This is a genomic window from Sphingobium sp. RS1, from assembly GCF_056156825.1.
In genome coordinates, this window is record NZ_JBLZXE010000002.1 from 3558523 (window position 1) to 3582515 (window position 23993).

Consider the following 23993-nt stretch of genomic DNA (forward strand, 5'->3'; position numbering starts at 1 on the left):
CCTGGGTTCCTGCGTTCGCAGGAACACAATGAGGAAGAAGAACGATGGCTGATTTCGATTATGACGTCCTGGTAATCGGCGCTGGCCCCGGTGGCTACGTCGCCGCGATCCGCGCGGCGCAGCTTGGCCTCAAGACCGCCTGCGCCGAAAGCCGCGAAACGCTGGGCGGTACCTGCCTCAATGTGGGCTGCATCCCGTCCAAGGCGCTGCTGCACGCGTCGGAACTGTATGACGAAGCCGCCAATGGCGCGCTCGCCAAGCTGGGCGTCAAGATCGACAAGATGAGCCTGGACCTGCCCACCATGCAGGGCCAGCGCGTCGACGCGATCAAGGGCCTGACCGGCGGCATCGAATATCTGTTCAAGAAGAACAAGGTGACCTGGTTGAAGGGCCTCGCAACCTTCACCGGCGCCAACACCGTCGAAGTGAATGGCGAAAAGGTGACGGCGAAGAACATCGTCATCGCCACCGGTTCTTCGGTCGCGCCGCTTCCCGGCGTGGCGGTCGACAATGCGGGCGGCAAGATCGTCGATTCGACCGGCGCGCTGGAACTGGACAAGGTGCCGGGCCATCTGGTCGTCGTCGGCGGCGGGGTCATCGGTCTGGAACTGGGCAGCGTCTGGAAGCGCCTCGGCGCCAAGGTCACTGTGGTCGAATATCTCGACCAGATCCTGCCCGGCATGGACGGCGAAGTCCGCAAGGAAGCCAACAAGATCTTCAAGAAGCAGGGCTTCGAATATAAGCTTGGCACCAAGGTGACGGGCGCCGAAGTCGGCAAGAAGGGCGTGACCCTGACCGTCGAACCGGCCACCGGTGGCGACGCGGAGAAGATCGAGGCCGATGTGGTGCTCGTGTCGATCGGTCGCCGTCCCAACACCGAAGGTTTGGGCCTCGACAAGATCGGTTTAGAACTCAACGCGCGCAGCCAGATCGAAACCGATCATGACTTCGCGACCAAGGTTCCGGGCGTCTGGGCGATCGGCGACGTCATCCCCGGCCCGATGCTGGCGCACAAGGCCGAAGACGAAGGCATTGCGGTTGCGGAGAACATCGCGGGCCTGACCGGCATCGTGAACCATGACGTGATCCCCTCGGTCGTCTACACCAAGCCGGAAATCGCGGGCGTGGGCCTGACCGAGGAAGCGGCCAAGGAAAAGGGCGCGATCAAGGTCGGCAAGTTCCCGATGATGGCGAACAGCCGCGCGAAGACCAATCACGAGCCGGACGGCTTCGTGAAGATCATCGCGGACGCGGAAACCGACAAGGTGCTGGGCGTGTGGATCATCGCCACCGTTGCCGGCACCATGATCGCGCAGGCGGCACAGGCCATGGAATTCGGCGCGTCGAGCGAAGACATCGCCTATACCTGCCACGCGCACCCGACGCACAGCGAAGCGATCAAGGAAGCGGCCATGGCCGTCACCGGCAAGCCGATCCACATGTGATCGGTTCTCGCTTATCGCGAGATAGGGAAGGGGCCTCCGCGTTGCGGGGGCCTTTTTCGTTATAGGAATTAAGGTGCAAGCTACGACCAATTGCGGACATTGAGGTTCGATGGAATAATGCGTTCAACAGAGGGGGCTGCATGGATTGGGAAAGTCAATTTCGGCGCTGGGTGAAGGCAGAGGATGATAATCCCTTCGATGACCGTCCAGCGAGGTTGATCGTCATCGAGACCCGTAAAGCCGTGCGGACCGGAGCTTCATTGGATGCTTCGGACGGCTGGCGGTGGGTCGAGGAAGCCGTGGAAGATTCTGACCGGCGAACCTTCGTTCATGCTGTTTTTAACAGGCAAGCCGCCCCAAAACATCTCGCCGCGCTATTTTTGCAGAAAGGCGTCAACGAGCGAAATCCTAGCACAAATCGTTTCTTTGTGGAGCCTGCGGTGAAGGCAATGGGAGCACGGCGCGTTATGGAGCGGCTTACGAAGCTTCTCTTGAACGCATCAGAAAATGAGCAGGGAGGGGCAGTTAGCGCGGCATACTGGGTACGAGGCGACGACAGCGAACGGCATTACCGGGATGCACGTCGGCGCTTTGGAGAGGCGATGCTTCAAAAGTTCGTGGATACCGACAGCACATATGTTCGGCAGCGCATCATCCCAATGTTGTCGCTAGATGAAAGCGATTATTCTTACGACGCTTCAGCGCTCATAGCTGAAGCGATATATATCGCTCGAAATCATCCAGATGATTATATTCGGCATCGGGTCGAAATTCAGTTGGGTTCAGCCGGGCAGTTCCGCGCCCTTCCTCATTAAAAGGATTCGTCCGCTCCCCACCCAAATCAGCCGCACCGCTAACTATTGCGGCCCGCTATCCTCGCCTTCGCCCGGTTGCGTCGGTGCGATCCGGGGCGGTGGGGCGCCGTCGGCCGGCACCGGCGGGCGCTGGTCGATCGGCAACCGTATCTGCCCGCCGCCGATATTCACCGTCATCCCGCCTTCATCCACGCCCAGGCCGACATTGCCGATGCCGGTTTCCACCGTCACATTGGCGATGGCATTGACCAGATCGGCGTCCTGCGTTTCCTCCGGCGCGTCCTCGACCGGTTCGTTGATCGCGCCGCTCATGAAATTGCGCCAGATGCGCGCGGGCACGCCGCCGCCGGCCGCGCCGCCCGGCAGGGGGGCATTGTCGTCATTGCCGATCCACACGGCCGTCACCAGACCGCCGGCATAGCCCACGAAGATCGCGTCGCGGCTGTCCTGCGTCGTGCCGGTCTTGCCGAAGGTGCTGGTGCGCAGCGCCGCCGCGCTGCCGGTGCCGCGATTGGCGGCCGACGACAGCAGGTCGCGGATCATTTCCAGTTGGTCGTCGCTGAACTTGCGCTGGCGCTGCATCAGTTTCTCGAACCAGCCCTGTTCTTCGGGCGGCAGGCCATGAGCGACCACCGGGTAGGCGCCCGCCGCGACCGAAGCATAGGCTTCGGCCAGTTCGACCAGCGGAATTTCCGACGTACCGAGCGCCAGGCTCAGATCCTCGGTCAGCGGCGCGGTGACGCCCAGGTCGCGGGCGACCTTGATGACATTGTCGACGCCGACCTTTTGCGTCAGCCGCACCGCCGCGACATTGCTGGACGCTGCGAAGGCCTGACGCAGGGTGATGCGGCCGCGATATTTGCCGCTGTGATTGGCCGGGCGGTATGTGCCGGTGGTGATCGGCGTATCGTCGATCATGTCGTCCGGGGTCATGCCCGCGCGGAAGGCGGCGAGGTAGACGAACAGCTTGAAGGTCGAACCCGGCTGGCGCTTCGCCTGCACCGCGCGGTTGAAGCTGCTCTTCTCGTAATTCTTGCCACCGACCATGGCGACGACGCTGCCGTCGGGTTTCATCGCCACCAGTGCTGCCTGCGCGCCACCCAGCGGCGCGCGGCGGATCGCGGCTTCGGCGAGCCGCTGAATGCGCCAGTCGAGCGTCGTCGCCACCTCCTGCTCGCCATAGACGGCGCCGGCCCGATCGCGCGCCTGCGGCAGTACCCAGTCGGCGAAATAGGTGCCGCTGGTCGGATCGGGATCGTCATGCACGTTGAGCCGCACCGGCGGCAGGGCGTTGCGCTCTGCCTGACTGATATAGCCGGCATCGACCATCGCCTGCGTCACCAGCGCGGCGCGTGCGCGGGCGCCCTTCAGGTTGGACGTGGGGGCCAGCCGCGACGGTGCCTTCAGCAGGCCCGCCAGCATCGCCGCCTGCGGGATGGTCAGTCGGTCGGGCGAGCGGTTGAAATAATGCAGCGCGGCAGCGCGCAATCCGTATACATTGTCGCCGAAATAGACGTTGGAGAGATATCTCTCCATGATCTGATCCTTGGTCAGCCAGGCTTCCAGCCAGACTGCGATCAGCGCCTCGCGCGCCTTGCGGCCGAAGGTGCGGTCACTGGAGAGGAATACGCCCTTGGCGAGCTGCTGGGTGATGGTGCTGCCGCCCTGTGACGACCCGTCCGACCAGAGATTATGCCACATGGCGCGCGCGATGCCGCGCGGGTCGACGCCCCAATGGCTCTGGAACCGGCGATCCTCGATCGCCATGAAGGCCTGTGGCACATGGGCGGGCAGTTCGGCGACGGTAACGGGCTTGTCGATCACCGCGCCGCGCCGGGCGATCAGATGGCCGTCCGCCGACATCAGGCTGATCGCGGGCGGGGCGATGGGCTTCAGCGATCGGGACAGGGGCGCCGTGATCGCCAGCCAGGCGATCAGGATCATCAGTACGGCAAGGCCGACGGCGACCACCCATCCGCCGATCTGCAACCGGCGGCGCCAGGGCGTTGGACGGGCGAAAGCGCTGGGCGGCCCTTCACCAAAGGCGCGCGGCGGCAGCGTGGCGGGATCGGCAGGCGTGGGCTCGGTCATCTCTTCGATCATGCTGTATTATTAACATCATACAGTCAAGCCTGTCCCGTGGCGGGACAGGCCGGAATTAAGCATAAAATGCGCTGGTCGATATGGTAAATTTTGCGTTAACCACATGCCATGCGAAACCGTCCCCTCGTCCTGACCACCGAGTCCGCCCGCCATCCCTTCCGCCAGCGGCTGCCCGCCCATGTGCTGCGCGTGGTGGAGGATGGTCCCGCCCGCCTGAAGCGGGTGCGGGATGACGACAGTGACTGGAAATTGTTCGGGCTGAGCTTCGCGGCGTTCTTCACGGCCTTCTACAGCTTCATCTTCTGACAGGCCGACCGGGGGCGAACCGGTCAATGGCATAGCGGCCCGTCGCACGCCTTGTGCAGGGTCCAGGCCATCGCCGCGCAGGGCAGGGTCAGTACGGCGACCAGCAGCAACTGCATCACCACCGATACGCCCGCGATGCTGAGGCCGATGGCGCACAGCGACCCGACCACCATTGCGCCGGAATTGACGATATTGTTGGCCGCCACGGTGCGTGCTGCCTCGCACTTTTCGACCGTGGTGGTCAGGAAGGCGTAGAGCGGCACCACGAACATGCCACCGAAGGTCGCGACGCCCAGCAGGCAAAGCGATAGCGGGATGGCGAGCGGGTGAGCGAGGAAGCCCGTCAGCGAGAGCATCTGGCCATTGGCGGCCGGCGTCCACAGATCGCACACGATGTGGAAGGCGACGATGCACAGGCCCATGCCGATGACCGACGCGGGCGCATATTTGGCCGACACATGGCCCTGCAACAGCCGGTTGATCGCGATCGAACCGATGGCGATCCCGATCGAGAAGATGGCCAGGAACAGGCTGGCGACCGGCTTGTCCGCGGTCAGCACATTCTTCACCAGCGGCGGGAACTGGATGAACAGGATCGAACCGACCGCCCAGAACAGGCTGATCGACATAATCGCCAGGAACAGCCGGCGGATGTGCATCGTGCCGCGCACCAGCGTGATGGACGATCGGATGATGTGAAAATCGATCGGCTGCTTTTCCAGCAGCGACGGCGCCGACGGCACCTTTCGCCCGGCGACATAGCCGATCAGCGCGGTGACGATGATGCCGACCGCCGCAACCTGCACCGGGATGATGCCGGCAAGAATCGTACCTGCCAGGATCGCGATATAGGTGCCGGCCTCGACCAGTCCCGTGCCGCCCAGCACTTCATCATCATGCAGATGCTGGGGCAGGATCGCATATTTGATCGGCCCGAAGAAGGTGGAGTGAATGCCCATGGCGAACAGGGCCGCCAGCAACAGGGGAATCGCCAGCGTATGAATGGCGATCCCGCTCCAGATCAGGGCGAGTCCAGTCGCGCCGACCACCATGATCCCGATTTCCGCCGCCTTCACCCATCGGATGATGACGGCCTTGTCACGCTGGTCCGCCAACTGGCCGGACAGCGCGGACATCAGGAAGAAGGGCAGGATGAAGACGCCGGTCGCCAGCGCGCTGAACCAGGTTTCCGACTTTTCATCGTTATAGACCTGGTACACGACGAACAGCACCATCGCGTTCTTGAACAGATTATCGTTGAACGCACCCAGCAGCTGGGTGATGAACAGCGGCAGAAAACGGCGCTTGTTCAAGAGCCTGAGAGAGGCTTGCATGGATCAGGGGGTCTTCTTTCCCGTTATCGACCGGGGCGGGGTCTAGCCGCTGGCGGCGTCCATGTCCAATAGCGTTGCACGAGGATACGGTCATGCTTGTGCACTGCCTTGGACTGTGGCACTTCGCGGCCATGCTGACGCTGCCCAATTTGCTGACGCTTTCGCGCATCTTCACCGTGCCGCTGCTGGTGGCGCTCCTGTGGCCGGCCGAACTCGGCGCCCGCTGGACTACCGGCTATGCGCTGGCCTTCGGCCTTTACTGCCTGATGGGCATCACCGATTATTTCGACGGTTATCTGGCTCGGGCGCAGGGTACCGTGTCGAAACTGGGCGTGTTCCTGGACCCGATCGCGGACAAGATCATGGTCGGCGCGGTCATCCTGATGCTGGCGGCGACCCGTGACATCACCGGTATCCATATCGCCGCCGCGATGATTATCCTTTTGCGCGAAATCGCCGTGTCGGGCCTGCGCGAATTTCTGGCCGGCTTGCAGGTATCGGTACCGGTATCGCGGCTCGCCAAGTGGAAGACCACCTGTCAGATCATCGCGCTGGGCGCGCTGATCCTGGCCGGGGCCGTCCCGCAATATCCTTTCGTGCAGGCGGTGGGTATCGTGACGCTCTGGGCCGCCGCCATCCTGACGTTGATTACCGGCTGGGATTATCTGCGCGTCGGCATCAAGCATATGGACTGATCCCATGCTGACGGTCGTTTATTTCGCCTGGGTGCGCGAAAGCATCGGTCGCGATGATGAGCGGATCGAACGCCCCGCGCCGGGCACGACGGTCGCCGATCTGATCGCTGGACTGGCCGCGCGTGGTGGCGGCTATGCACAGGCGCTCGGCGATCCCACGAAATTGCGCGCCGCCATCGATCAGCATTTCGCGCCGCTCGACACCGTCATCGGCGATGCGCGTGAAGTGGCGCTCTTCCCCCCGGTCACCGGCGGATGAAGCAGGTCGCCATCCAGCCCGAGGATTTCGATGTCGCCGCGCAACTCGCCACGCTCGAATCGCTGGGCGGGGGCGGCGTGGCCAGCTTCACCGGCGTGGTGCGCGGGGAAGGCGGCCTGACCGCCCTGGAACTGGAACATTATCCGGCGATGACGCAGGCGCAGGTCGACCGCATCGTGGACGAGGCGCTGGCTCGCTGGCCGCTGCTGGGCGTCAGTGTGATCCATCGCTTCGGTCGGCTGGAACCGGGCGCCCGCATCGTCTTTGTCGGCACCGCCTCGCGCCACCGCACCGCTGCACTGGAAAGCTGCGCCTTCCTCATCGACTGGCTGAAATCGCATGCGCCCTTCTGGAAGAAGGAGCATTTCGCCGACGGTGCGACCGCATGGGTGGCGGCGCGGGCAGAGGATGCGGCCAAGGCGGAAGGCTGGAAGGGCGAATAAGAACCCGGTCGCTTCGAGCGAAGGCGAGAAGCGGCTGGCGCAGCGCTTCACGAGATGCTCGAAACGAACGGCGTTGGTGTCAGGCCGCTTCCGACAGGCGGCAACTGGTGGCCGCCGCGTCACGCAATATGCCCACGAGCAGACGGAATTCCTTTTCCCGCGGGCTGTTGCGCCGCCATACCAAGGCAATGTCGCGCGAGGAGCGTTCCGAATCCAGCGGTCGCGCGGTGATCTTCGTATGCTCCAATATGCCGCCGGCGATCGCCATTTCCGGGATCATCGTCACGCCCAGCCCATTGTCGACCATCTGGATCAGCGTATGCAGCGACGTCCCCATCATCGTCGTGCTGGCGCGCAGGTCGGGCCGGTTGCAGGCCGCCAGCGCATGATCCTTCAGACAGTGGCCGTCCTCCAGCAGCAGTAATTTGCTTTCGTCGATCATGTCCGGTTCGATCCAGTCGGGCGGATTGCTCGGCTCGTCCTGCGGGAAGGCGACATAGAGCCGGTCCGCAAACAATATCTCGCTGTCCATGTCGCCCATGGGGAAGGGCAGGGCGAGCAGCACGCAATCGACATTGCCGTGGCGCAGCGATTCGATCGCTGCCTGGCTCGTCTCCTCGCGCAGGAACAGCTTGAGTTCTGGCCGCTCCGCCCGCAACCGGGGCAGCAGGCGCGGCAGCAGGAAGGGGGCGATGGTCGGGATCACGCTCATCCGCAATTCACCGCTCAGCGGCTTGCCCGAAGCCTGCGCGATCGCCGCCAGTTCCTCCGCCTCGCGCAGCACGCGATGCGCCTTTTCCACGATCCGGTCGCCCAGCGCCGTGAAGCGTACTACCCGCCGCGTCCGCTCGACCAGCGTCACGCCGATAAGCGACTCCAGTTCGCGGATGCCCGCCGACAGGGTGGACTGGGTGACGAAGCAACTGTCCGCCGCCTTGCCGAAATGGCCCTGTTCCTTCAGCGCAACCAGATATTGCAGCTGTTTCAGCGTGGGCAGGTAACTGGACATTTATCGGCTTCCTCGATCAGAAAGTCGAATATAAGCGTCTCAGCCGATATATCCAAGCCACTTCGCGACACCGAACAGCGATGTCAGCGTAAGGATGACGCCCACCGCCGAAAACAGGACGCGCGGTGCGACATGGCGGGCCAGCATCGCGCCGAACGGCGCCGCCACCACGCCGCCGATCAGCAGGCCCAGCGTGTAGGTGGTGAAGGTTTCCCAGCCGAGGTGGAGCAGGAAGGTCAGGCTGATCGAGGTGGTCAGAATGAATTCGACCGTGTTGACCGTGCCGATCGTGTGGCGCGGGCTGGACCCTTGCAACAGCAGGTTGGATGTCACGACCGGCCCCCAGCCGCCACCGCCCGACGCATCCATGAAGCCGCCGACCAGACCCAGCGGAGTCACCCATTTGGGATCGCGCGGCTTGGGCGGCAGGTGGAAGCCGCGCCAGATCAGGTAGACGCCGATCGAGGCGAGATAGATTTGCACGAAGGGCTTCACCACCGCGCCGTCGATGTTGGACAGCAGATAGGCGCCGGCCACGCCGCCGATCACGCCGGGGATGATAAGCTTGGAAAACAGCTTCCAGTCGACATTGCGGTGCAGGATATGGCTGATAGCCGACACGCCGGTGGTGAAGGTTTCCGCGACGTGGACGCTGGCCGATGCGCGGCTGGGCGGTACCCCCAGCGCCAGCAACAGGGTGCTGGAAATTACGCCATAGGCCATGCCCAGCGCCCCGTCGATCATCTGGGCGCCGAATCCCACCAGGATGAACGGCCAGATATCGCCGCTATTGGCGATCAGTGTGTCGAGCATCCGGTAACCCCCTGGTTCATATTGTCTACTGTCATGATAGGAATATCCGGTCTTGCCAAGCAAGTTTCTATTTCTGTCGGAAAAGCGTGATATCGGACACCATCTGGAAAAGTGCGGACCATTCCCTTATATGCGTTGCTCATAACAACGGTTGAAACGATCAGGGACGTCCGCATGGTGCGCAACCTCATTGCCTATCTGGATTCGGTGAAGAGCCGCGATCCCGCGCCCCGATCCCGTGCCGAAATCCTGCTGTATCCCGGCGTCTGGTCGCTCGCTTTCCACCGTGTCGCCCACCGGCTGTTTCAGGCGAAACTCTTCTTCCTCGCGCGCGCGGTCAATCACCTCTCGCGCTTCCTGACCGGTAACGACATTCATCCCGGCGCAAAGATCGGCAAGCGCTTCTTCATCGACCATGGCTTCACCGTCATCGGGGAGACGGCGGAGATTGGCGACGACGTCACCCTGTACCAGAATGTCACGCTGGGCGGCACCGACCCGGCCAACGGCATCGCCGGCAAGCGCCATCCGACGCTGCACGATGGCGTGATCGTGGGGTCGGGTGCGCAGGTGCTTGGCCCGATTCAGGTCGGCGCGCGCGCCCGCGTCGGCGCCAATGCCGTGGTGACCAAGGATGTGGCCGACGGCGCCACCATGGTCGGCATCCCGGCGCGGGCGATGCTGGTGGACGTGACCGCCTACCAGCGCGACTTCGTCCCCTATGGCACGCCCTGTTCGGACTGTTTCGATCCGGAAAAGCAGAAACTGGAAATGCTCCAGTGCGAGGTGGAGCAGTTGCAGAAGCGACTCGCCGAACTGATGGCCGAGCGGCAGGCGCCCGTGCTGCCTGATGACGCCCCCTTGTTCAGGGAGCGTGACCGGGCCTGATGACCAATGTGACGCCGTTTCCGAACCAGGGGGCGGGGCCGGGCGGCGGCCAGGTCGGTTTCGACCGGCTGGAATTGCAGCGGATCATGGACCTGTACGGCCGCATGGTGTCGGCCGGCCACTGGCGCGACTATGCGATGGACATGGGGCGGGAAGCCGCGATCTTCAGCGCCTTCCGCCGTGCCGCCGAACGCCCCGAATATCGCATCGAAAAACGCCCGGCGCTGCGCCATCGGCAGGGCATGTGGGCGCTGGTCGGCGAAGGCGGCCAGATCCTGAAGCGCGGCCAGGAATTGCAGGGCGTGCTGGCACCGGTCGAACGTAAGCTGCTGCGGATTGTGGAGGATTGAAGGCAGCTTTGGGTGCTTTGCGGACTGTCAGGTTTGAAGGAGATAATCGACCGTAGCTGACGCTGCGCGAAGAAAAATCGTCTGGCAACATTCGCCCTATTGCGGACATACTCCAATGTGCGATTAAAAGCACATGAGCCGCAGCAAGCACCAAACTCTGAAAAGCGTGATGGACGGCCAGTCCAAAGGGCAGATCACGGCGATGTTCGCTGAACGTGACCACGACGCTATCGAGTGGGTGAAAAAAGGCGCGATCAAGCGCGAAACCCTACGAGGTAGGCGTGATGGGCGGATGGCTCACGCAGATGCTGACGGGCACATCGCTGCGCCAGACGACAGCGACCGCTGACGTCCGCTTTCCACCAGATTTGGCTATTCGGCGTTCGACCGGCCATTTTTGATGAGCGGCGGGTTTTGGGATACGGATGGCAATGATCGAGTGTCTGCGTCTGGTCGCTTCCAGACCCAAACATCCGTTCGCCCTGAGCCTGTCGAAGGGCCGCACTTTTCTTCCAACATAAGCCCAAAAGAAAGAGCAGGGCTTCGACAGTCTCAGCCCGAACGGATGTTGGATGTCCACTTTTGGTCGCTTCCAGACGCAAACATCCGTTCGCCCTGAGCCTGTCGAAGGGCCGCACTTTTCTTCCAACATAAGCCCAAAAAAAAGAGCAGGGCTTCGACAGTCTCAGCCCGAACGGATGTTGGGTGTCCGAAACTGGTCGCTTTCCACCACCCCGCCATCATCCTTCCAATGTAGGATAATCTTTGATCTATCCTGTCGGATGAGATCGATCCGCAGCCACCCTTCATCGCCTTGCGCAAATGCCCCAACCCGCGCGTCGGCATCGCGCGGCAGGCCTATGGTCCTGTTGGAAGGGGCGCGTCGCGAGTGCTTCGGGGGTGCGTCATGCGCGCTTTGGCGGCGCGTTATGGCCAAAATCCCCCGCAAGAAACAGGCCAGCGACGGTATGAACTTCGCCGGCCTGATCCGATGATGACCCGTAGCCTGCCTCGCTGGTGCTTACGCCGCCGCCCGGTCCAGATAAGGCAGCCGCTGCGTCACGGTATCGGGCAGGCCATGGACGATCCAGGCGCGGGCATGGTGCCACAGGGCGGAGAGCAGCAGCAGCGCCGATCCGATTACCAGCGCAGTCAGCGCCCACGACAGTTCCACTGCGCCCGCCTGCCGGAACAGGGCGTACAGCGCAAAAAGGACATAAGCGAGGCTGGACACCAGCAATGCGCGCCGGTCGATCGCCAGCGCCACCAACCCGAAGGCGACATAGAGGGCGACCACCAGCACCGCGCGGCCGGCGCTGATCTGTTCGGCATCCAGCACGCCGAGCAGGTGAAACAGCGAATGGGCGATCATCGGCGCGGCGGCGAGGTGCAGCCAGAAGGCGACGTCGGATCGCCGCGTGGTCCGCGCCCGGTCGCTCATGTCCCATGTCATCGCGAGCGCGAAGATGGCGAGGCCGGCGGCCAGCAGCAGCAGGAAGGGCAGCGTGTCATTGTCGGGCACGGCGGCCAGCACCAGCGTCACGGCCATGCCGGCCGCAGCCGCCGCGCCGACCGCGACGGTGATCGGCACCATGAAACGGCGCCAGTGCAGCCAGGCGGCGAGCACCCCGGCGGCGGCGGCGACGCACAGGATCATCGACGCCAGACTGTCGCCCGCGCCGGGAAAGATCTGGATGCCGATCGCACCCACGGCAAAGGCGCTGCCGCCGACGAAAGCGGCAAGCAGCAGGATGGAGGGCAGCGCCATGCGCCGCGCCTTCGTGAAATATTCGGCCAGGCCCCAACTGACGGCGGCGACCAGCAGGCCCGACATGAAGACCGGCTGATGGTCCAGCGCGCCGAATCGCACGCTGTTGCCCAGCCATCCGACCGCGACCAGCAGGATGACGCTGGCGATCGCCACGAAGATGTCGTTGAAGCCGGTCAGCAGCCGGAAATGTTCTTCATCGACCAGCGGCGTGGCGCGCAGCCCCGCCACATGATCGCGCAACGCCTGTGCCGCTTCGGGGCGGATTGCGCCCGCCGCTACGGCATCCTGTAGATCGCTCTCGCTATACATCGTCCCGGCTCCCGGCACTGTGTGGAACCTTGCTTATAGCATTGCTGTATTAATACATCAATACAGTAGATTTTGGCCTTTTTCCGCAGCTCTTCCGATGTTAGCGCCGGGACAGATAGAAGAGAGGAGACGTGCGTTCATGACCCTGCCGACCTTGCTGGAGGGGCGCCTGTCGCTGCCGCTGATCGGATCGCCGATGTTCATCATCTCGCAACCGGCGCTGGTCATGGCGCAATGCCGGGCCGGGATCGTCGGCGCCTTCCCCTCGCTCAACGCGCGGCCGTCCGGCATGTTCGAAACATGGTTGCAGCAGTTGCAGGCGGAACTGACCGATGCCGACGCGCCCTTCGCCGTCAACCTGATCGTCCACCGCACCAACGCCCGTCTGGAGGAGGATCTGGCGCTGTGCGTCAAATATCGGGTGCCGATCGTCATCACCTCGCTCGGCGCGCGGGAGGATGTGAATGCGGCGATCCACAGCTATGGCGGCATCGTCCTGCACGATATCATCAATGACATGTTCGCGCGCAAGGCGATCGAAAAGGGGGCAGACGGGCTGATCGCGGTTGCGGCCGGCGCGGGCGGCCATGCCGGCACCCTGTCGCCCTTCGCCCTGATCCAGGAAATCCGCCAGTGGTTCGACGGGCCGCTGGCCCTGTCGGGCTCCATCGCCACCGGGCGCGCGATCGCGGCGGCACGGATGATGGGGGCGGACCTTGGCTATATGGGATCGCCCTTCATCGCCACGGCGGAGGCCAATGCCGATCCCGCCTATAAGCAAATGATCGTGGACAGCCATGCCGCCGACATCGTCTATTCGGACGTCTTCACCGGCGTACACGGCAATTATCTGCGCCCCAGCATCGTCGCGTCGGGGCTGGACCCCGATGCGCTGCCCAAGGCGAAGGACATGGATTTCGCCGCCATGACCGGGGGCGAGAAAAAGGCGTGGCGTGACGTGTGGGGCTGCGGTCAGGGCATCGGCGCGGTCGACAAGGTGCAGCCGACCGCCGATTTCATCGCCGGGTTAAAGGCGGACTACCGTGCGGCTGTCGCCGGCTTCACCCTTTAGGAACAGGCGCAGTTCGCCGATGAAGCGGTCGAACTGGTCGTGGTGCAGCCAGTGGCCGGCGTCGGCGAACTCGACCAGCCGGGCGTCGCGGAAATGGCCGATGCGCCCGTCCTTTTCCGGGTTGGACGCCCAGCTGTCGAGGCCCAGGCACAGCAGGGTAGGGCAGGTGATCCGCTGCCAGAAGGCCGGCAGTTCGTCGTCGCTGCCCGCCTGCGGCGCCATGCCCTTCAGATAGGGGTCGAATTTCCAGCTATAGCTGCCATCCTCGTTGCGGTTGACGCCATGGCTGGTCAGATGGAGCGCCTGCTCCACGGTCAGATGCTCGTTGCGTTCGCGCATGCGCCCGATCGCCGCCTCGATCGTGGGATAGCGGCGCGGCGTCCGCCGGGCGCTGGCACGGCGCCCGTCGATCCATTCGCGCCACAGGTCGGGTGCGGGCTGTTCCGCCTTCTCCTGCAAGCGTTGCGGGGACAGGCCCAGCCCTTCGATCGCGACGAGCTTGCGTATCCGGTCGGGAAACAGCCCGGCATAACGCAGGCTGATCGCGCCGCCCAGCGAATGCCCCACGATGGTGACCGGCGGCCGGTCGAGCAGGTCTACCAGCTGTGCCAGGTCATAGACATAATTGGCCATCATATAGGCGCCGTCGGCCGACCAGCCGCTGTCACCATGCCCGCGCAGGTCGGGGGTGATGACATGATAGTCCCGCGACAGCGCGCGCGCCGTCCAGTCCCAGCTGCGCGCATGGTCGAACCCGCCATGCACCAGGATCAGCGTGGGCGCGGACGGATTGCCCCAGTCGAGATAATGCAACCGAGTCCGCAACGATGTGAAGAAATGCGAAGTCGGCGTCGGGGCGGGCGATTTGTCCAGGCGGTCCTGCATAAAGACCCCATTGGCGAACTGCCGCGATGTTGCAAGCAAAGAGCGACGAAAAAATGCAGCTTTTCCAATATTTCGCATCGATTGCTGAAAAATAGCCTCAGCAGTCGCGAAGTATTATCCCCGGGCTGGCGGGCATTGCCTGCATGGTGCTGTTGACGATATGGGCGAGATCGGCCTGCCTGAACGGCTTGTCCAGACGGGGGCGCCGGGACGCATGGGGCGGCAATTCGGCAAAGCCGGTGATGACGATGACGGGCAGGCCGGGCAGCCTTTCCTCGATCGCATCGGCCAGTTGCGCACCGGTCATGCCGGGCATCGCATGGTCGGTGACGATCAGGTCGACGCGGCCCTGTTCCAGCAGGCGCAGCGCATCCGCGCCGGACGATGCCTGGAACACGGTATGGCCCAGTTCTTCCAGCATCCCGGCTGTGTTCATCAGCACCAGATCATCGTCATCCACCGCCAAAATGACCAGCGGCGTGTCGCTGTCGACGGGCTCTTCGCTGATGCTGGCAATCGGCAGTCCATCGTCATCCGCCTGTGCCACCGGCAACCAGAGCGACACCGTCGTTCCCTGTCCGGGGGCGCTCGTCAGGGTCAGCGATCCCCCGCATTGCTGCGCAAAGCCATGCACCATCGACAGACCAAGGCCGGTGCCCTTGCCCACGCCCTTGGTGGTGAAGAAGGGTTCGCGTGCCCGTTCCAGCGTGGCGGCGTCCATGCCTTCGCCTTCATCGATCACGGACAGGCGGATATAGGCACCGGCGCCAAGGTCTGGCCGTTCCCCCCGTGCCACGGGCACTTCGGTCGCTTCGACGACGATCCGCCCGCCATCGGGCATGGCATCGCGCGCATTGACCGCCAGATTGAGCAGGGCCAGTTCCAGTTGCGCCGCGTCGGCATGGGCCGCGCGCATCACCAGCGGAAAACGCGTATCGATCGCCGCCGCCGTGCCCAGTGTCGTGCGGAACAGTTCGGCCATGCCCTGTACCAGCGCGATGCAATCGACGCTTTGCAGCTTCAATTCCTGCTTGCGGGCAAAGGCCAGCATGCGCTGGGTCAGCGTCGCGCCGCGATCCGCCGCCGTCATCGCATTGTCGAGATAGCGGCTGATGTCGCCGCCGCTCGCCAGCTTCTGCCGCGCCAGGTCCAGGCTGCCGACGATCACCGCCAGCAGATTGTTGAAGTCATGCGCGACGCCGCCAGTCAATTTGCCGATCGCGTCCATCTTTTGCGTCTGGACGATGGCGTCGCGGGCTTCGTCCAGCGCGCGCTGCGTCTCGCGCCGTTCGGTCAGGTCGCGCGTGATCTTGGCAAAGCCGAGCAATTGCCCGTCGGGCGTGCGGATCGGGTCGATCACCACGCCCGCCCAGAATCGCGACCCATCCTTGCGGATGCGCCACCCTTCCGCTTCGAACCGACCCGTCGTTTCGGCCGTATGGAGCGCGCGCGAGGGGAGGCCGGCCAGCCGATCCTCCTCGCTGTAGAAGCGGGCGAAATTCTGGCCGACTATCTCTTCGGCGCGATAGCCCTTGAACCGCTGCGCCCCCATATTCCAGCTGGTGATCGTGCCGACCGGGTCCAGCATATAGATGGCATAGTCTGTGACGCTTTGTACCAGCAGCCGGAACCGTTCCTCGCTTTCGCGCAGCGCTTCCTGCGCGGCGCGGCGCTCGGTCAGGTCGCGCGTCACCTTGGCAAAGCCCAGCAATTGTCCATCGGGCGCGCGGATCGGGTCGATCACCACATTGGCCCAGAAGCGCCCGCCATCCTTGCGCACGCGCCAGCCTTCCGCCTCGAACCTGCCCACCCGTTCCGCGGTCAGCAGCGCCTGGGCGGGGATGCCGGCCGCCTGATCCTCGGCCGTGTAGAAGCGGGAAAAATGCTCGCCGATAATCTCGTCGGCTTCATAGCCCTTGAAACGGCGCGCGCCCGCGTTCCAGCTGGCAACGATGCCGTTGGTGTCGAGCATGAAGATGGCATAGTCGGTGACGCTCTGGACCAGCAGTTCGAAGCGATTGCCAGGTTCTTGGCTGTTGGCGGTAATCATAGCGTCCCCGAATCGAGCGCCGTTGACGGCTGCTCCCCCTTGCCATCGGCAAAACGGCGGCGCCGCGCAAACGTTCCATGGCGTCATGTCGTGCCTTTTGGGGCTGTCCCCTTGACTTGGTGGCGCGCTCTGCCCACGACGCCGGCTGCATTGGGAGCGGAGCAGGCATGGCGACGAAGGCGACGATCACGGTCATTGGGGAAGCGATGCTGGAACTGAGCCGCGGCGAGGGTGACGGCTGGAATCTGCGCTATGGCGGCGACGTCATCAACACGGCGATTCATCTGGCCCGCGCGGGGGACAAGGTCCGTCTCGCCAGCGCGCTGGGCGCAGATCCAATGAGCGCGCAACTGCTGGGCCAGTGGGAGGCCGAAGGCGTCGATACGTCGCTGGTGATCGCGGCGCAGGGGCGTCTGCCCGGCCTTTATGCGATCGAGACGGATACGACCGGCGAACGCAGCTTCCATTATTGGCGCAGCGAGGCAGCGGCCCGGCGCATGTTCGATTTCCCCGAAAGCCCGGGCATGGTGGGGCAGGCGGCGCAATCCGACCTGCTCTATTTCTCGCTCATCACGCTGGCGATCCTGCCTGATGCGGGACGGGAGGCGTTGCTGGACCTGTGCGCGCAGGTCAGGGCCAATGGCGGCAGGATTGCCTTCGACGGCAATTATCGCGCCCGGCTGTGGGACGATGCGGCGACCGCGCGCCACTGGCGCGACCGGGCGATTGCGGTCAGCGACATGGGCCTGCCTACGTTGGCCGACGAAGTCGAGATGGGCGAGGCGGACGATGCGCAGGATGCCGCCGCGCGCTGGGGCGCAGGCGCGGGAAAGGATGTCGTGGTCAAGCTGGGCGGGGACGGCTGTCTGGTGGTCGGCGAGATCGTTCCGATCCCGCAGCAAGTTGAGGTGATCGATTCGAGCGGGGCAGGGGACGCTTTCAACGGTGGCTATGTCCATGCACGCCTTGCCGGCGCCAGTCCGCGCGATGCGGCGCTGGCGGGGCATCGGCTGGCCGGGTGGAATATCGGCCGGCGTGGCGCCATCCCGGCGCGCGACGCGGATGCGCCCTATGGCTGATCCGAGTTGACAGCCGCCCATGGCATGCGCCATGGGCAGGTCAGACGCGGGTGTAGCTCAATGGTAGAGCAGCAGCTTCCCAAGCTGACGACGGGGGTTCGATTCCCCTCACCCGCTCCATTTTCTCTCAACTAAACACGAAGTCCGAACTGACCAGGGCCGTCTTGTCGACGCCGGTCAGGATCAGGATATGGCCATCGCCGAAATCGAAGCGGGTGTCGGCGCCGTCCATGGTCGCCACGGCCATCACTTCGGCGAAGCTGTCATATGCCTCTCCCATGGTCAGCAGGATGCGATCCTCCGCCACAGCGTCGCCGGCGGTGAAGTCCATGACGCGGACCTGACCGGACCCGGTCCAGAAGAGGAAGGCGTCGTCACCATCCTCGCCATAGAGGCGGTCGTCGCCGGCGCCGCTGTCCAGATAGTCGCCGCCGCCCCCGCCATAAAGGCGGTTGTTTCCGGCATTGCCGTAGATGGCGTCGCTCACTTCACTGCCGCGGGCATGTTCGAAGCCGGTGAAACTGTCGCCGCTACCGTCCACCCCATAGGACCAGCCAAGGTCGAGGTGGATCGACACCCAGTCCTGCGACCCTTCATAGCTGAGCAGGTCGGCGCCGTTGCCACCGTGCATCTCGTCAGCACCGCGACCGCCGATGATGATGTCGTTGCCGCCGCCGCCGCGCAGCAAATCGTCGCCATCGCCGCCGGTCAGCTTGTTGGCCTGCCCATCGCCGGTCAGGCTGTCGCCGAAGCTGCTGCCGATGATCCGTTCCATGCCGCTGAAACTGTCACCCGCGGCATCGCCGCCGGTTGCGACGCCAGTGGTGAGGTTGACGACAACGCGCGCCGCCGATCCGCCATAGTCGAGCGTGTCGATCCCGTCGCCGCCCAGCAACAGGTCCGCGCCGCTGCCGCCGCGCAGAATATCGTTGCCGTCCGCACCGTCCAGTTGATCATTGCCCAACCCGCCGATCAGCAGGTTTCCGCCGCCACTGCCCACCAGCACATCGTCGCCGTCGCTTCCCTCGGCATGTACGAAGCTTATCAGCGTGTCGCCATCGGCATCGCCGCCCCAGGCGCTATGGGCTTGCAGATCGACATGCACGGCACCGGTCGATCCGGCATAGCTGACGCCGTCACCGTCCCGGCCGCCATCCAACATGTCCGCGCCGGCGCCACCGATCAGCCAGTCGCGCCCGGCACTGCCCCGCAAAATGTCGTTGCCGCCACCACCGATCAGCCTGTTGGCCTGCGCATCGCCGGTCAGCACATCATTATGGTTGCTGCCGATCAGCCCTTCGATCGAATCATAGCTGTCGCCCGCTGCCTCGCCACGGGTGCCAAGGCCGGTGGTCAGGCTGGCTGAAACGGCCGATGCGGCGCCGGCATAACTGGCCATATCGGCGCCGTTTCCGCCGATCAGTGCGTCCGCGCCGGTGCCGCCCAGCAACAGGTCGTCGCCATCATAGCCCCAGAGTATGTCGTCGCCTGCCATGCCGCGCAAAATATCGGTGCGGACGCCGCCGATCAGGCTATTGGCAAGGCTGTTGCCGGTGCCGCGAAATTCCTCTGCGTCGCCGACATTGGTGAGATTTTCGACATGATCGGCAAGCGTGTAGCTGTCAGGGCCGAACACGCGGACCTCGTCGATGCCGCCATCGGCCAGTTCGATCACCTGATCGCCTATAGTATCCACGACATAGCTGTCATCGCCATTGCCGCCTTCCAGCCGATCTTCGCCTGCACCACCGTCGAGCAAGTCCATGCCGTTGCCGCCGATCAGATGGTCGTCCCCGCCATAGCCGAACAGCGCATCATTGCCGCCTAGCCCGGACAGGATATTGGCCATGTCATTGGCATCGATCCGGTTGTCCTGTGCGTTGCCGGTGCCGTTGCGGGCGTTGAACCCGTCCAGTGCCAGGGCCTCCACGAAGGGGCTGAGCGTGTAGCTGACCGATGAAACGACGAAGTCGATGCCGGCATCGTCCACTTCGACCACCCGGTCGTTCACGCTGTTGACGAAATAGATGTCGTTGCCGGCGCCGCCGCTCATCCGGTCCGCGCCAAGGCCGCCATCCAGCCAGTCATTGCCGGCGCCGCCATAGAGATGATCGCTGCCGCTGCCCGCGTCGAGAAAATCGTCGCCATCGCCGCCCCAAAGATAGTCGGCGCCATAGCCGGACAGGATGATGTCCATGTCGGCGGTCCCGACGATGCTCTTGTTTCCCTGGGCGATGCCGGCGTTGAGGATGTGCCAGCTCATGCTGACCGACTCGCCGCTGAAGCTGTTCATCGCAGTGAAGCTGAGCGTCCCGTCGGACACATCCTCGCCGCCGGGGAAACCGATATAGGCGACGGCGAAGCCGGAATCCCAGCCATAGCCGCCAGTACCACCGCCGCCATTCTGGTCGGCGAAATAATAGTTCCAGCTGGTTTCGTAGAAGGATTCCCCGGTTTCCGGATCATTATAGCCGGGGACATAATAGTCGATAGCCATGTCGAAAGTGCCTGAATCACGATCGACCGTGATCCAGTAGCTGATAGAGCCTGCCATCATCCCCTCCTGCCGGGATTATTATGGCGTCGACAATAGACGATGCCTGCCAATGCGGCAAGAAATCGTCACTCTATTTCTAGAATGAATAGCTTCAGAATAAGCAAATATCCATGATAATCATGGATTTATACTTTGACTGTCATCGTGCAAGGCAATCGATTGGCAAGGTTGACTTACCCCACCTGCCGCTTGGCCAGCTTGCGGGCGAGGGTGCGGCGGTGCATGCCCAGGCGCCGTGCGGCTTCGGAAATGTTGAAGTCGCTGTCCTTCAGCACTTCATGGATATGTTCCCATTCCAGCGTCTTGATCGACGTCGGCCGGGGTGCGAGCGGGGTTTCGGGATCGCCGCCGGCACGGGCGAAGGCGGCTTCGATATCATCGGTGTTGGACGGCTTGGCCAGATAGTTGGTCGCGCCCAGCTTGATCGCCTCGACCGCCGTGGCGATGCTGGCAAAGCCGGTCAGCACCACGATCAGCATTGCGGGATCATGGGCATGGAGCGCCTGGACGCAGGCGAGGCCGGATTGCGGACCCAGCTTCAGGTCGACCACGGCAAAGCCGGGCCGATGCTCGGCCAGCAGCGCCGTCACCGCCTCCAGGCTGTCAGCGAGCAGGACATCATAATCGCGCCGCTCAAAGGAGCGCTTGAGCGTCCGGGCGAAACTTTCGTCATCCTCGACGATCAGCAATTGCCGCTCATGCGTCATCCGGCGTCTCCTGTTCTTCCTCCATGGCCAGCGTGGCGAGCGGCAGGCGCAACTGGACCATGGCGCCGCCCTCCGCGCCATTGCTGGCATCCACCCGGCCGCCCAGCTTGCGCACGACATTGACCACGAGGAAGAGGCCGAGGCCGCCGCCCTGCTTGCCCTTGCTCGACCGATAGGGCTTGCCGACATCGGCCAGCATCGCGGGATCGAAGCCCCGGCCATTGTCGCGCACGGCGATGTGCAGCCACTGGCTGTCGCGGCTGACCATCATGTTGATGTAGCTGGCACCGGCTTCCCGCGCATTGTCGAGCAGGTTGGTCACGGCCTGTCGGATCACCGGATCGGCGATGATGCGCGGATAATCATGCGGGCCGAAATCGCAGCGCAGCGGCATGCCGGGATTGGCACTGCGCCAGTCGCGCGCGATGATGTCGATGAAGTCGCGGACATTGGTGACTTCGGGCGCTTCGCCGCGTGCTTCGCCGGCCGACATCAGGATGCCGGTCAATATGGTCTTGCAGCGTTTGACTGCCGCTTCCATTTCGCCCACTTCCTCGACCAGCGCGGGGTGCGCTTTGATTTCCTTCATGTGCCGCCAGTCGCCCAGCACCACGGCGAGCTGGGCGAGCGGAGTGCCCAGTTCATGCGCGGCGCCCGATGCCAGCAGGCCCATGCGGACGATATGCTCTTCTTCCACCGCCTGCTGCCGCAGACGTGCCAGATAGGCTTCGCGCTGTTGCAGATTTTGATTCACCCGCGTCATGAACAGCACCAGCAGCACGGCGATCATCGTGATGCAGACCCAGGTGCCGACGATATGCAGGTCGAACAAATGGCCTTCCAGCGTCTCGCTGAGGTCAAGCGGTCGGTAAATGAAGGCCAGCATCGCCGCGCACAGCGTTGACACCGCGACGATGCCCCAGGCGCTCCAGCGATGCAGCAGCATGGCGCCCAGCGCGACCTGCACCAGATAGAGCGAGACGAAGGGATTGGTCGCGCCGCCGCTGAGATAAAGTTGGGTGGTGAGCGCGAACACGTCGAACAGCAGCGCCAGGAACAGCTCTGCATGGGTGATGTCAGTGCGTCGCCGCAGCACCATCAGGCTGCCGCCGTTCATCGCCGTGGCGATACAGGGCACGACCAGCATGGAAGCGATCGGAAGATGGATATCCATGCCGAAATGCACGAAGCCGATGGTCGCGATCTGGCCGGCAATGGCGATCCAGCGCAATTGCACCAGCAACACCATGTTGCGCCGCCCGGCTGCGTCGGCGGGCCACCGGCCGGGCAGCCAGCGCCTGCGTCGGGCGGACGGCGCGGTCATGCCCGGCGATCTTTTCCAGTCTGGCGCATGACCAGCATATAGGCGCCCACGGTCATCGCCGCCAGCGCGAACCAGGTGATCGCATATTGCAGATGATTGTTGGGGAAGCTGACGACGGTCAGGCCACCGACCGGCAGGGCAGTGGGGGAGGGGCCACGCTGTGCGTCGATGAAATAGTCGCGCGCACGGGTCAGATGGCGGGCGTTCGCGATCGCGGCGACATCGCGTGAATGCCAGCGATCGGCGGCTGGGTCATTGTCGCGCAGGAAGCCGCCATTGGGTTCGGTCAGGCGCAGCAGGCCGATGACCTGCACCTTGCCCTGCGGTCGCTGATAGGATGCGGTACGGCTGGGCACGAAGCCACGGTTGATCAGGGTGATCGCACCATCGTCGGCGCGCAGCGGGGTCATCAGCCAGAAGCCGGGGCCGCGCACGGTAACCGCCTGTGTCAGGGCGGCCTTGTCATGGAGGAAAGTGCCGGTCAGGGCGACGCGGCGATATTCGTCGGCTTTGGTGGCGGTGGCGGGCGGGGCGACCGGCGCGGCGTGGATGCGGGCATCGACACGGGCGATCAGGTCGCGTTTCCATCCAAGTCGCTGGATCTGCCAGGCGCCAAGGGCGCTGAAGCCGGAAAACAGGATCAGGGCGATCAGCGTCAGGCCGATCGTGAAGGCCGGGGAGCGTTTGCCACGCCCCCCGGTTTCCGCCGTTGTCACGGCATTTCGCTCATGTTCGCCATGGCGTTCATGTCATGCCCGGCGCTCATTTCGCCGGTCATGTCCATGGCTGCGTGCGGCATCATATTATTGTTCATATGATACATGACCCAGGTGGACCCTGCGAGGACAATGACGACCAGGACCAGCGTCAGCGCCATCGCCATGAACGACCAGCCGCCTTCGACGCGGGTGTTCATGTGCAGGAAGTAGATCATGTGGACGATCACCTGCACAGCCGCGAAGGCGACGATGATGATGCCGGTCAGCTTCGGATCGCCCAGAACATTGGACATCACGAGCCAGAAGGGAATGGCCGTCAGGATCACCGACAGGCCGAAACCGATCATGTAGCTGCCGAAGCTGCCATGCGACCCTTCTTCATGATGATCGTCCTGGTGCCCATGGCCATGGGCGTCGTGGGGATGGACAGCGTCGCTCACCGCAGGACTCCCATCAGATAGACAAAGGTGAAGACGCCGATCCAGATGACGTCGAGGAAGTGCCAGAACATGCTGAGGCACATCAGGCGGCGCTTGTTGGCCGGGATCAGGCCCTTCTTCGCGACCTGCACCATCAGCGTGATCAGCCAGATCGAACCGAAGGTGACGTGCAGACCGTGGGTGCCGACCAGCGTGAAGAAGGCCGACAGGAACGCCGAACGCTGCGGACCCGCGCCCTCATGGATGAGGTGGGCAAATTCGTAGAGTTCGATGAACAGGAACGCCCCGCCGAACAGCAAAGTGACGAACAGCCAGCCCTGGGTGGCGCTGACCTTGTTCTTTTCCATCGCCAGCATGGCAAAGCCGTAGGTGATCGACGAGAAGAGCAGCATCGCGGTGTTGATCGCGACGAGCGGCAGGTCGAACAGATCCTTGGGGCCGGGGCCGCCGGCAAAATTGCCGCCGAGCACGGCATAGGTGGCGAACAGGATAGCGAAGATGAGGCAATCGCTCATCAGGTACATCCAGAAGCCCAGCGAGGTGCTGTGGCCTTCGTGGAGGTGCGGTTCCTCGGGCAAATGATATGCCCGAGGCTGCGTGCTTGCAGTTGCGCTGCTCAT

The 23993-nt window shown here is 63.7% G+C and carries 24 protein-coding genes and 1 tRNA gene; 12 read left to right on the forward strand and 13 right to left on the reverse strand.

Annotation, left to right across the window (positions count from 1 at the left end; genetic code table 11):
- Positions 1-44: 44 nt before the first annotated feature.
- On the forward strand, positions 45-1445 hold the full coding sequence (gene lpdA / locus ACNHGR_RS19175; RefSeq protein WP_475288079.1) for a dihydrolipoyl dehydrogenase: 1401 nt from the start codon (positions 45-47) through the stop codon (positions 1443-1445).
- Positions 1446-1585: 140 nt separating this feature from the next.
- A complete protein-coding gene (locus tag ACNHGR_RS19180; RefSeq protein ID WP_475288080.1) occupies positions 1586-2260 on the forward strand; it encodes a hypothetical protein in 675 nt (224 codons plus the stop codon).
- A gap of 42 nt (positions 2261-2302) precedes the next feature.
- On the opposite strand, the gene ACNHGR_RS19185 is transcribed toward ACNHGR_RS19180, so the two are convergent.
- Positions 2303-4363 (reverse strand): transglycosylase domain-containing protein, encoded by a 2061-nt coding sequence (locus ACNHGR_RS19185; protein ID WP_475288082.1) that lies wholly within the window; start codon positions 4361-4363, stop codon positions 2303-2305.
- A gap of 108 nt (positions 4364-4471) precedes the next feature.
- Here ACNHGR_RS19185 and ACNHGR_RS19190 point away from each other — a divergent pair, with 108 nt between their 5' ends.
- A complete protein-coding gene (locus tag ACNHGR_RS19190) occupies positions 4472-4669 on the forward strand; it encodes a hypothetical protein (RefSeq protein WP_184270852.1) in 198 nt (65 codons plus the stop codon).
- A 23-nt stretch (positions 4670-4692) separates the two neighbouring features.
- Here the strand turns inward: ACNHGR_RS19190 and ACNHGR_RS19195 are convergent, their stop codons facing one another.
- Complete coding sequence (locus ACNHGR_RS19195; protein ID WP_184270854.1) at positions 4693-6003, reverse strand: MFS transporter; 1311 nt, start codon at positions 6001-6003, stop codon at positions 4693-4695.
- A 131-nt stretch (positions 6004-6134) separates the two neighbouring features.
- Here ACNHGR_RS19195 and pgsA point away from each other — a divergent pair, with 131 nt between their 5' ends.
- The 3 genes from pgsA to ACNHGR_RS19210 are packed head-to-tail and all read left to right on the forward strand — an operon-like array spanning position 6135 to position 7400.
- A complete protein-coding gene (gene pgsA / locus ACNHGR_RS19200; protein ID WP_184272483.1) occupies positions 6135-6698 on the forward strand; it encodes a CDP-diacylglycerol--glycerol-3-phosphate 3-phosphatidyltransferase in 564 nt (187 codons plus the stop codon).
- 4 nt (positions 6699-6702) lie between these two features.
- On the forward strand, positions 6703-6957 hold the full coding sequence (gene moaD, locus ACNHGR_RS19205) for a molybdopterin converting factor subunit 1 (RefSeq protein WP_475288083.1): 255 nt from the start codon (positions 6703-6705) through the stop codon (positions 6955-6957).
- Positions 6954-7400: a molybdenum cofactor biosynthesis protein MoaE gene (locus ACNHGR_RS19210; protein WP_475288085.1), complete on the forward strand. Its 447-nt coding sequence runs from the start codon at positions 6954-6956 to the stop codon at positions 7398-7400. The genes moaD and ACNHGR_RS19210 overlap by 4 nt, the downstream gene beginning before the upstream one ends.
- Positions 7401-7479: 79 nt before the next feature.
- Here ACNHGR_RS19210 and ACNHGR_RS19215 read toward each other — a convergent pair whose 3' ends face one another.
- Positions 7480-8409 carry a hydrogen peroxide-inducible genes activator gene (locus ACNHGR_RS19215; protein ID WP_475288087.1) on the reverse strand — a complete coding sequence of 310 codons (930 nt, stop codon included), beginning with the start codon at positions 8407-8409 and terminating at the stop codon, positions 7480-7482.
- Positions 8410-8448: 39 nt separating this feature from the next.
- The gene (locus tag ACNHGR_RS19220) at positions 8449-9222 is read right to left on the reverse strand and encodes a sulfite exporter TauE/SafE family protein (RefSeq protein ID WP_184270867.1); all 774 of its coding nucleotides are present in this window, start codon (positions 9220-9222) and stop codon (positions 8449-8451) included.
- Between the two features lie 174 nt (positions 9223-9396).
- Here ACNHGR_RS19220 and epsC point away from each other — a divergent pair, with 174 nt between their 5' ends.
- The 3 genes from epsC to ACNHGR_RS19235 all read left to right on the forward strand — a co-directional run bounded on the left by epsC (position 9397) and on the right by ACNHGR_RS19235 (position 10809).
- A complete protein-coding gene (epsC, locus tag ACNHGR_RS19225) occupies positions 9397-10110 on the forward strand; it encodes a serine O-acetyltransferase EpsC (RefSeq protein ID WP_184270870.1) in 714 nt (237 codons plus the stop codon).
- The gene (locus tag ACNHGR_RS19230) at positions 10110-10460 is read left to right on the forward strand and encodes a DUF2794 domain-containing protein (protein ID WP_184270873.1); all 351 of its coding nucleotides are present in this window, start codon (positions 10110-10112) and stop codon (positions 10458-10460) included. Before epsC ends, ACNHGR_RS19230 begins: the two co-directional genes overlap by 1 nt.
- Positions 10461-10593: 133 nt before the next feature.
- Positions 10594-10809 carry a hypothetical protein gene (locus ACNHGR_RS19235; RefSeq protein ID WP_475288090.1) on the forward strand — a complete coding sequence of 72 codons (216 nt, stop codon included), beginning with the start codon at positions 10594-10596 and terminating at the stop codon, positions 10807-10809.
- Between the two features lie 672 nt (positions 10810-11481).
- Here ACNHGR_RS19235 and ACNHGR_RS19240 read toward each other — a convergent pair.
- On the reverse strand, positions 11482-12540 hold the full coding sequence (locus tag ACNHGR_RS19240) for a hypothetical protein (protein WP_475288091.1): 1059 nt from the start codon (positions 12538-12540) through the stop codon (positions 11482-11484).
- A gap of 139 nt (positions 12541-12679) precedes the next feature.
- On the opposite strand from ACNHGR_RS19240, the gene ACNHGR_RS19245 reads away from it, so the two are divergent.
- The gene (locus tag ACNHGR_RS19245; RefSeq protein ID WP_184270884.1) at positions 12680-13612 is read left to right on the forward strand and encodes an NAD(P)H-dependent flavin oxidoreductase; all 933 of its coding nucleotides are present in this window, start codon (positions 12680-12682) and stop codon (positions 13610-13612) included.
- Here the strand turns inward: ACNHGR_RS19245 and ACNHGR_RS19250 are convergent.
- Positions 13568-14497, reverse strand: coding sequence for an alpha/beta fold hydrolase (locus ACNHGR_RS19250; RefSeq protein ID WP_475288092.1), 930 nt, complete (start codon positions 14495-14497; stop codon positions 13568-13570). The two genes, ACNHGR_RS19245 and ACNHGR_RS19250, sit on opposite strands and share 45 nt — an antisense overlap.
- A 97-nt stretch (positions 14498-14594) precedes the next feature.
- On the reverse strand, positions 14595-16547 hold the full coding sequence (locus tag ACNHGR_RS19255; protein WP_475288094.1) for a hybrid sensor histidine kinase/response regulator: 1953 nt from the start codon (positions 16545-16547) through the stop codon (positions 14595-14597).
- A 167-nt stretch (positions 16548-16714) separates the two neighbouring features.
- On the opposite strand from ACNHGR_RS19255, the gene ACNHGR_RS19260 reads away from it, so the two are divergent.
- Positions 16715-17626 (forward strand): sugar kinase, encoded by a 912-nt coding sequence (locus tag ACNHGR_RS19260; RefSeq protein ID WP_475288095.1) that lies wholly within the window; start codon positions 16715-16717, stop codon positions 17624-17626.
- A gap of 46 nt (positions 17627-17672) precedes the next feature.
- Positions 17673-17746, forward strand: a tRNA-Gly gene (locus ACNHGR_RS19265).
- Between the two features lie 7 nt (positions 17747-17753).
- Here ACNHGR_RS19265 and ACNHGR_RS19270 read toward each other — a convergent pair.
- From ACNHGR_RS19270 to cyoC, 6 genes are all read right to left on the reverse strand, one after another.
- Positions 17754-20180, reverse strand: a complete 2427-nt coding sequence (locus ACNHGR_RS19270; RefSeq protein ID WP_475288097.1) for a calcium-binding protein — start codon at positions 20178-20180, stop codon at positions 17754-17756.
- A 176-nt stretch (positions 20181-20356) separates the two neighbouring features.
- On the reverse strand, positions 20357-20890 hold the full coding sequence (locus tag ACNHGR_RS19275; protein ID WP_475288099.1) for a response regulator transcription factor: 534 nt from the start codon (positions 20888-20890) through the stop codon (positions 20357-20359).
- Positions 20880-22214, reverse strand: a complete 1335-nt coding sequence (locus ACNHGR_RS19280; RefSeq protein WP_475288101.1) for an ATP-binding protein — start codon at positions 22212-22214, stop codon at positions 20880-20882. The genes ACNHGR_RS19275 and ACNHGR_RS19280 overlap by 11 nt, the downstream gene beginning before the upstream one ends.
- On the reverse strand, positions 22211-22930 hold the full coding sequence (locus ACNHGR_RS19285) for an SURF1 family protein (RefSeq protein ID WP_475288103.1): 720 nt from the start codon (positions 22928-22930) through the stop codon (positions 22211-22213). Before ACNHGR_RS19285 ends, ACNHGR_RS19280 begins: the two co-directional genes overlap by 4 nt.
- Positions 22927-23373 (reverse strand): cytochrome o ubiquinol oxidase subunit IV, encoded by a 447-nt coding sequence (gene cyoD, locus ACNHGR_RS19290; protein ID WP_475288105.1) that lies wholly within the window; start codon positions 23371-23373, stop codon positions 22927-22929. Before cyoD ends, ACNHGR_RS19285 begins: the two co-directional genes overlap by 4 nt.
- Positions 23370-23993 carry a cytochrome o ubiquinol oxidase subunit III gene (gene cyoC / locus ACNHGR_RS19295; RefSeq protein WP_184270909.1) on the reverse strand — a complete coding sequence of 208 codons (624 nt, stop codon included), beginning with the start codon at positions 23991-23993 and terminating at the stop codon, positions 23370-23372. The genes cyoD and cyoC overlap by 4 nt, the downstream gene beginning before the upstream one ends.